The 328-nt window shown below is 54.9% G+C and carries 1 protein-coding gene; it reads right to left on the minus strand.

Features of this window, described 5'->3' with window-relative positions:
- Positions 1 to 328 (minus strand): phage baseplate assembly protein V (locus AC1M9I_RS14675; protein ID WP_481611220.1); only part of this gene is annotated, 328 nt, incomplete at both ends.

Genomic DNA, 328 nt, shown 5'->3' on the forward strand with positions numbered 1-328 from the left:
CTTGACTGTCAAATCGGGTTGGGCTGCGTTGGGCTTCATGTAGGCGGCCCACCACAAAGGGACGGTCGATGTTGCCGTCAAAGAAGTCGATAACCACGATTTCATTGATTCGAGGAAGGAAGCGTGCGCCATAGCCTTCGCCCGCCCATGGGGTCAGTACATCGACCCAAGCTGAATCGGTGTCGTTGTTGTTACTGCCGGCACCGCCATCAAATTGGTGGTCTTCTGCTCGGGTAAATAGGAAGCGTACTTTGATGCGTCCCCATTCATCGACATGGATTTCTTCTCCTGCAGGTCCCACCACTTTGGCGCGTTGCGGATGGGTGCT

This window comes from Acinetobacter sp. ANC_7553 (genome assembly GCF_056779895.1).